At 46.7% G+C, this 5,010-nt stretch carries 4 protein-coding genes and 3 pseudogenes; all 7 read left to right on the top strand.

Translation table 11 applies throughout. The features are described 5' to 3' along the window. Window positions 1–617, top strand: a 617-nt coding sequence (locus C9411_RS26110) for an RHS repeat-associated core domain-containing protein (RefSeq protein WP_146158900.1), incomplete at its 5' end; no start/stop codon positions are given. 1 nt (window position 618) lies between these two features. Continuing rightward, window positions 619–1,077 (top strand): hypothetical protein, encoded by a 459-nt coding sequence (locus tag C9411_RS25070; RefSeq protein WP_107228145.1) that lies wholly within the window; start codon window positions 619–621, stop codon window positions 1,075–1,077. Window positions 1,078–1,535: 458 nt separating this feature from the next. Further along, window positions 1,536–2,552 (top strand): annotated as a pseudogene (locus tag C9411_RS26155) (RHS repeat-associated core domain-containing protein); the annotation flags it as partial. Window positions 2,553–2,568: 16 nt separating this feature from the next. Next, window positions 2,569–3,099: a hypothetical protein gene (locus C9411_RS25060; RefSeq protein WP_107228144.1), complete on the top strand. Its 531-nt coding sequence runs from the start codon at window positions 2,569–2,571 to the stop codon at window positions 3,097–3,099. Window positions 3,100–3,263: 164 nt separating this feature from the next. Next, window positions 3,264–4,287: pseudogene (locus C9411_RS25055) on the top strand (RHS repeat domain-containing protein); the annotation flags it as partial. A 3-nt stretch (window positions 4,288–4,290) separates the two neighbouring features. Continuing rightward, window positions 4,291–4,644 (top strand): hypothetical protein, encoded by a 354-nt coding sequence (locus C9411_RS25050; protein WP_033655354.1) that lies wholly within the window; start codon window positions 4,291–4,293, stop codon window positions 4,642–4,644. A 148-nt stretch (window positions 4,645–4,792) separates the two neighbouring features. After that, window positions 4,793–5,010, top strand: a pseudogene (locus C9411_RS25045) (hypothetical protein); the annotation flags it as partial.

Below are 5,010 nucleotides of genomic sequence, written 5' to 3'. Positions count from 1 at the left end.
CCGGCGCGGCGAAGCGGCAGGGCGCGCAATATCAGCAGCCGCTGCGCTACGCCGGGCAATATCAGGACGACGAAAGCGGCCTGCACTACAACCTGTTCCGCTACTACGAACCCGAGGTGGGGCGTTTCACCACGCAGGATCCGATAGGGCTGCGCGGTGGGTTGAACCTGTATCAGTATGCGCCGAACCCGCTGATGTGGGTGGATCCGCTGGGGTTGATGAGTTGTGGAGTTTCTAAAGGCTTTGCTAGAAAAGATAGAATCGCTCGCAGATGGGTGGATAAACTATCTGGCAAAAAGCCAGCTGATGTTGACGCGTTTTTAACTAGTCGCGGTTGGGCAAAGCATTACCCTCAAGCAGGCAGACCAGAAGCAATTCAACATACTCAATATGTGCGAACAACGAAATCGGGTGCGACATATAAACTTGATTATCACCCCGGAGGTAATGCAAGTCAGCCTAATATTCATGGCAATGATTATTGGAAGGTTTATAAGGTTGAGAATGGTGAGGATGTTGTTTTTGGTAGAATTGGGCATGGTGAATTTAAAAATTACGATCTGATAAAAGATTCACCTGTGTACGTTGATGGAGTTATTAAGAATGGTGGTGTCTAAGATGATTGACTTTAATGCTGAGATTGTATCGGGGATTTCCATAGGGAATGTCGTTATAAATGAAAATATCTCGTCATATATTAATGAGATTTATTCTGGATTTAGTGTGGAGGTTAAAAGTTATTTTCTCCCTGATGGTGAGGAAAAGAAATCATATAAAATCGACAATACCTTGACCATTGCGACTGATAAAGATGGTGTTATCTTTTCACTTGGATGTAATGAGCGTTATCAAGGCGGCTACAAGGGAGCTATATTCACAGGGATGAAAGTGATGGATGTGATAAAATTAACAAAAACTCAGAAATTATATAATGGCTCAATAATTATCAATGATGATTTTGGTATTTCACTTATACTTCCTCCGCCATATGATGAGATTGCTGATACAATAAAACACATTCCTGGAGATATAGAAATAAACGAGTTTTTTGTATCTGATTTTTCATTTTGGCGATAATTCTTAATGCTTGGCACTAAGAATGACTTGCTCAAATAGCTTGAACAACTTGGTTTCAAAGCGAAAAGTCAATGCAGGTAAATTTGGTGCAACTAGGGGTAATCTGTTGAAGTGCCCCCTGATGATAAAACAGGGGGAAGGATTGAGTATGATGAGAAAATTGGTGCCTATATAAATTTTTGTTGGCGTTTATAAATGTTAACCGCAATGGTTGCGGTTATAAGAGGGTATTCAATGGGTTTTTGAATTAATATTATTCAGCCAGTTCCTGACTAAAATTAAAAAATAAAATTATGAAAAATTAATTTCCAGCTCTTTAAAAATGAAGCCATTGCAAATTAAATATTCCAAGTGTTTATTGTAGAGTAGGCCGCCTGCTGCAACACCGCGAACCCAATCAGGCAAACCGGGCGCGGCTGGTGTACGATCTGGCAGGATAACCTGCTGGGCGAGCGCAGGGCAACCTGATCAGCCGGCGCAACGGGCTGTACGAACAGCACTACCGCTACGACGCCGACAACCGGCTGGTGCAGGCGCACGGCCGCGGCCCGCAGGGCGAATTCGAGGCGCAGTACCATTACGATGCGCTGGGCCGCCGCAGCCGCAAGGCGGTGCGCTACAAGGGCAAAACCGAACAAACGACCCGTTTCCTGTGGCAGGGCTACCGGTTGCTGCAGGAGCAGCGCGACGACGGTAGCCGCCGCAGCTGGAGCTACGATCCGGCCAGCCCGTGGAGCCCGCTGGCGGCGCTGGAGCAGGCGGGCGACAGCCGCTCGGCGGATATTTACTGGTATCACACCGATCTGAACAGCGCGCCGCTGGAGGTGACCGACGCGGCGGGCAACCTGTGCTGGTCCGGGCAATACGACACCTTCGGCAAGCTGCAGGGCCAGACGGTGGCCGGCGCGGCGAAGCGGCAGGGCGCGCAATACCAGCAACCGCTGCGCTACGCCGGGCAATATCAGGACGACGAAAGCGGCCTGCACTACAACCTGTTCCGCTACTACGAACCCGAGGTGGGGCGTTTCACCACGCAGGATCCGATAGGGTTGGAAGGCGGGTTGAATTTATATGCTTATGGGCCAAATCCTTTAGCTTGGGTAGATCCACTAGGTTTAGATCGTTTCCCTTCGTGGATGGATACCACTCAAGGGTACCAACGTCAGCATTTGATTCCTTACTCACTTAGGAATCATCCTGTTTTTGTGCAATCAGGGATGAGTATTAATGGTGCATCAAATATGATGCGACTTCCTGTTGCAAAAGGAATAGATCCTAATCCGGACTTGGGACTTCATCGTGGCTGGACAAAAGAGCATGCAATATATAATGAAATGATGAAGTCAAAACTAGATGCTTTGGAGAGAGTTGCAAATAAAGAAAAATGGGATTATCGACGAATACAAAATGAAGTATTGAACCTACAGCATGAGGCTCGTAAAGGATTTAAAACAGGAAAGCTTACATGTGCTTGATTACGAGGATAAGGGCATGAACATCTATACTATTAGTAGCTTCTCATTGGGAAATGGAGTTATTGACTTCTCAGACCCAAAGTCAAGATTATCAAGCTTTTTCATTTGGAATGAAGGGGATGGTAAGTTTCTCTCATATTCACTACCAAAAGGTAAAGTACAAAGTACTATGCGGAGTGATAAACTGATGGTTTCAGATTATTTTCCTGCCAATATCGGAGTCCCAATTTTTTCACAGAGAGCGGTATCTATATTTGAACGTAGAATTGCATCTGAAATGTCCTTCTATAAGTGTACTGTGGAAAATGTTAGTGAAACGCTGTCTTTATGCAAGGTGAATAATTACCTTCCAATTATTGACGAGGAAAGAACAACGTTTAGGGAACTTATTGATGGCACTAAACTAATCGATATTCCTGCCTATAAATGTGATAAAGATTTCTTTATAGCGAGAGATAGTGTCTTTTGTGAGCGAATGATTGTCTCTCAACTATTTGTCGATTTATGTAATGAGGAAGGGGTGAATATTGAGTTTTCACAATGTTAATGAAGTGTCTGGTTTCTAATGGAAAATGTTTTTTAAATTGAGAAAAATAAGGGGGGGTTAAAGAAAAAATCAGGTTACGAGGCACGTTCTTTAAAAATAAGAATGAACTGGTCTATATAAACCTCTGGAACGACATTGACGCGCACCAGCCGCTGGCGCCGATCGCCGACAACCGACTCCGCGGCCCGCAGGGCGAATTCGAGGCGCAGTATCATTACGACGCGCTGGGCCGCCGCAGCCGCAAGGCGGTGCGCTACAAGGGCAAAACCGAACAGACGACCCGTTTCCTGTGGCAGGGTTACCGGTTGCTGCAGGAGCAGCGCGACGACGGCAGCCGCCGCAGCTGGAGCTACGATCCGGCCAGCCCGTGGAGCCCACTGGCGGCGCTGGAGCAGGCGGGCGACAGCCGCTCGGCGGATATTTACTGGTATCACACCGATCTGAACAGCGCGCCGCTGGAAGTGACCGACGCGGCGGGCAACCTGTGCTGGTCCGGGCAATACGACACCTTCGGCAAGCTGCAGGGCCAGACGGTGGCCGGCGCGGCGAAGCGGCAGGGCGCGCAATACCAGCAGCCGCTGCGCTACGCCGGGCAATATCAGGACGACGAAAGCGGCCTGCATTACAAACCTGTTCCGCTACTACGAACCCGAGGTGGGGCGTTTCACCACGCAGGATCCGATAGGGTTGCGTGGCGGGTTGAACCTTTATCAGTATGCGCCGAACCCGCTGATGTGGGTGGATCCGCTGGGGTTATCTGTAGAAGGAGTTCCACATGGCTTTAATAGTTTCGGCCAATTTAAACAATTCGGTGAAGCATTACAGGCAGGAATGAGTAAATTAGGATATCCCGGCACAGTTTCATATATGCAAGGAAGCTCCGTATCGGGGGTAAGTTTCTCTACAGGTCAACCATTTGATGTTGGCCGTGTTAGTGATTTTGACGTTGCTATTTCACATCCTGAGCTATATCAAAAAGCAGAACAGCTGGGAATAGGAAAAGGAGGGCGCACTGGACCAATTGATATGGGTAGTGAAATGGCTAAGAAATTAGGTATTGATGATACATTGCAAAAATTATCTAAAATGTCAGGAGGTAGACCTGTGAACGCAATGGTCTTTGAGTCTGCTGCTGAAGTTAAGGCTAAAGGAAAGGGAACTAGAATACCTGGTAAATGTGGTGGATAAATTATGAAAAAATTATATTTTTTAAAATATGGCAGTGTTATATCAAAAAAAGAAGTGAGCAAATTACTGGACGATAAATGGGATGTAACTTGCTCGGAGTATGACAGTTCATATTTTGGTGTTTACTTTGCATATACTGGCCTTTATGCAGACAAGTTAACCATTACTGATAATTATATTCCTCACTCTAATGAGTGGTTAGAGGAAGATAACAAAGAGTTTAGCACGATAATTAAGGTGTCTTTCACTAATGGGAAGAATCCAGAAAAACTCAGCAGGTACAAATTCTTGAAGAATGCGTTTAATCAACTTGATGGATTATCGATCATAAGTGATGAGTGCATCGAAGAAGAGTGACCGACAAGCTGTCGAAAGGATCCTTTCTTTGGGGCTCTTTAGTGAGCAGCATTAAATATGAGATATAAGATCAAAGCTTGAAAAGGAGATATTAGGTTCTTTAAAAATAAAAAAGGAAGAGTAAAAACATTAGATTGTTAGTTGCATCAAAGGCCACCTGCTGCAACACCGCGAACCCAACCAAGGCAAACCGGGCGCGCGGCTGGTGTACGATCTGGCGGATAACCTGCTGGGCGAATGCAGCCCGCAGAGCGACATCGACGCGCACCTGCCGCTGGCGCCGATCGCCGATAACCGGCTGACGCACTGGCAAAAGCTGTTTTACCGTTACGACGCCTGGGGCAACCTGATCAGCCGGCGCAACGG

The sequence above is a fragment of the Serratia sp. Nf2 genome, assembly GCF_003028435.1.
GTDB classification, from domain to species: domain Bacteria; phylum Pseudomonadota; class Gammaproteobacteria; order Enterobacterales; family Enterobacteriaceae; genus Serratia; species Serratia marcescens_L.
This window is presented reverse-complemented; position numbering and strand designations above follow the sequence as displayed.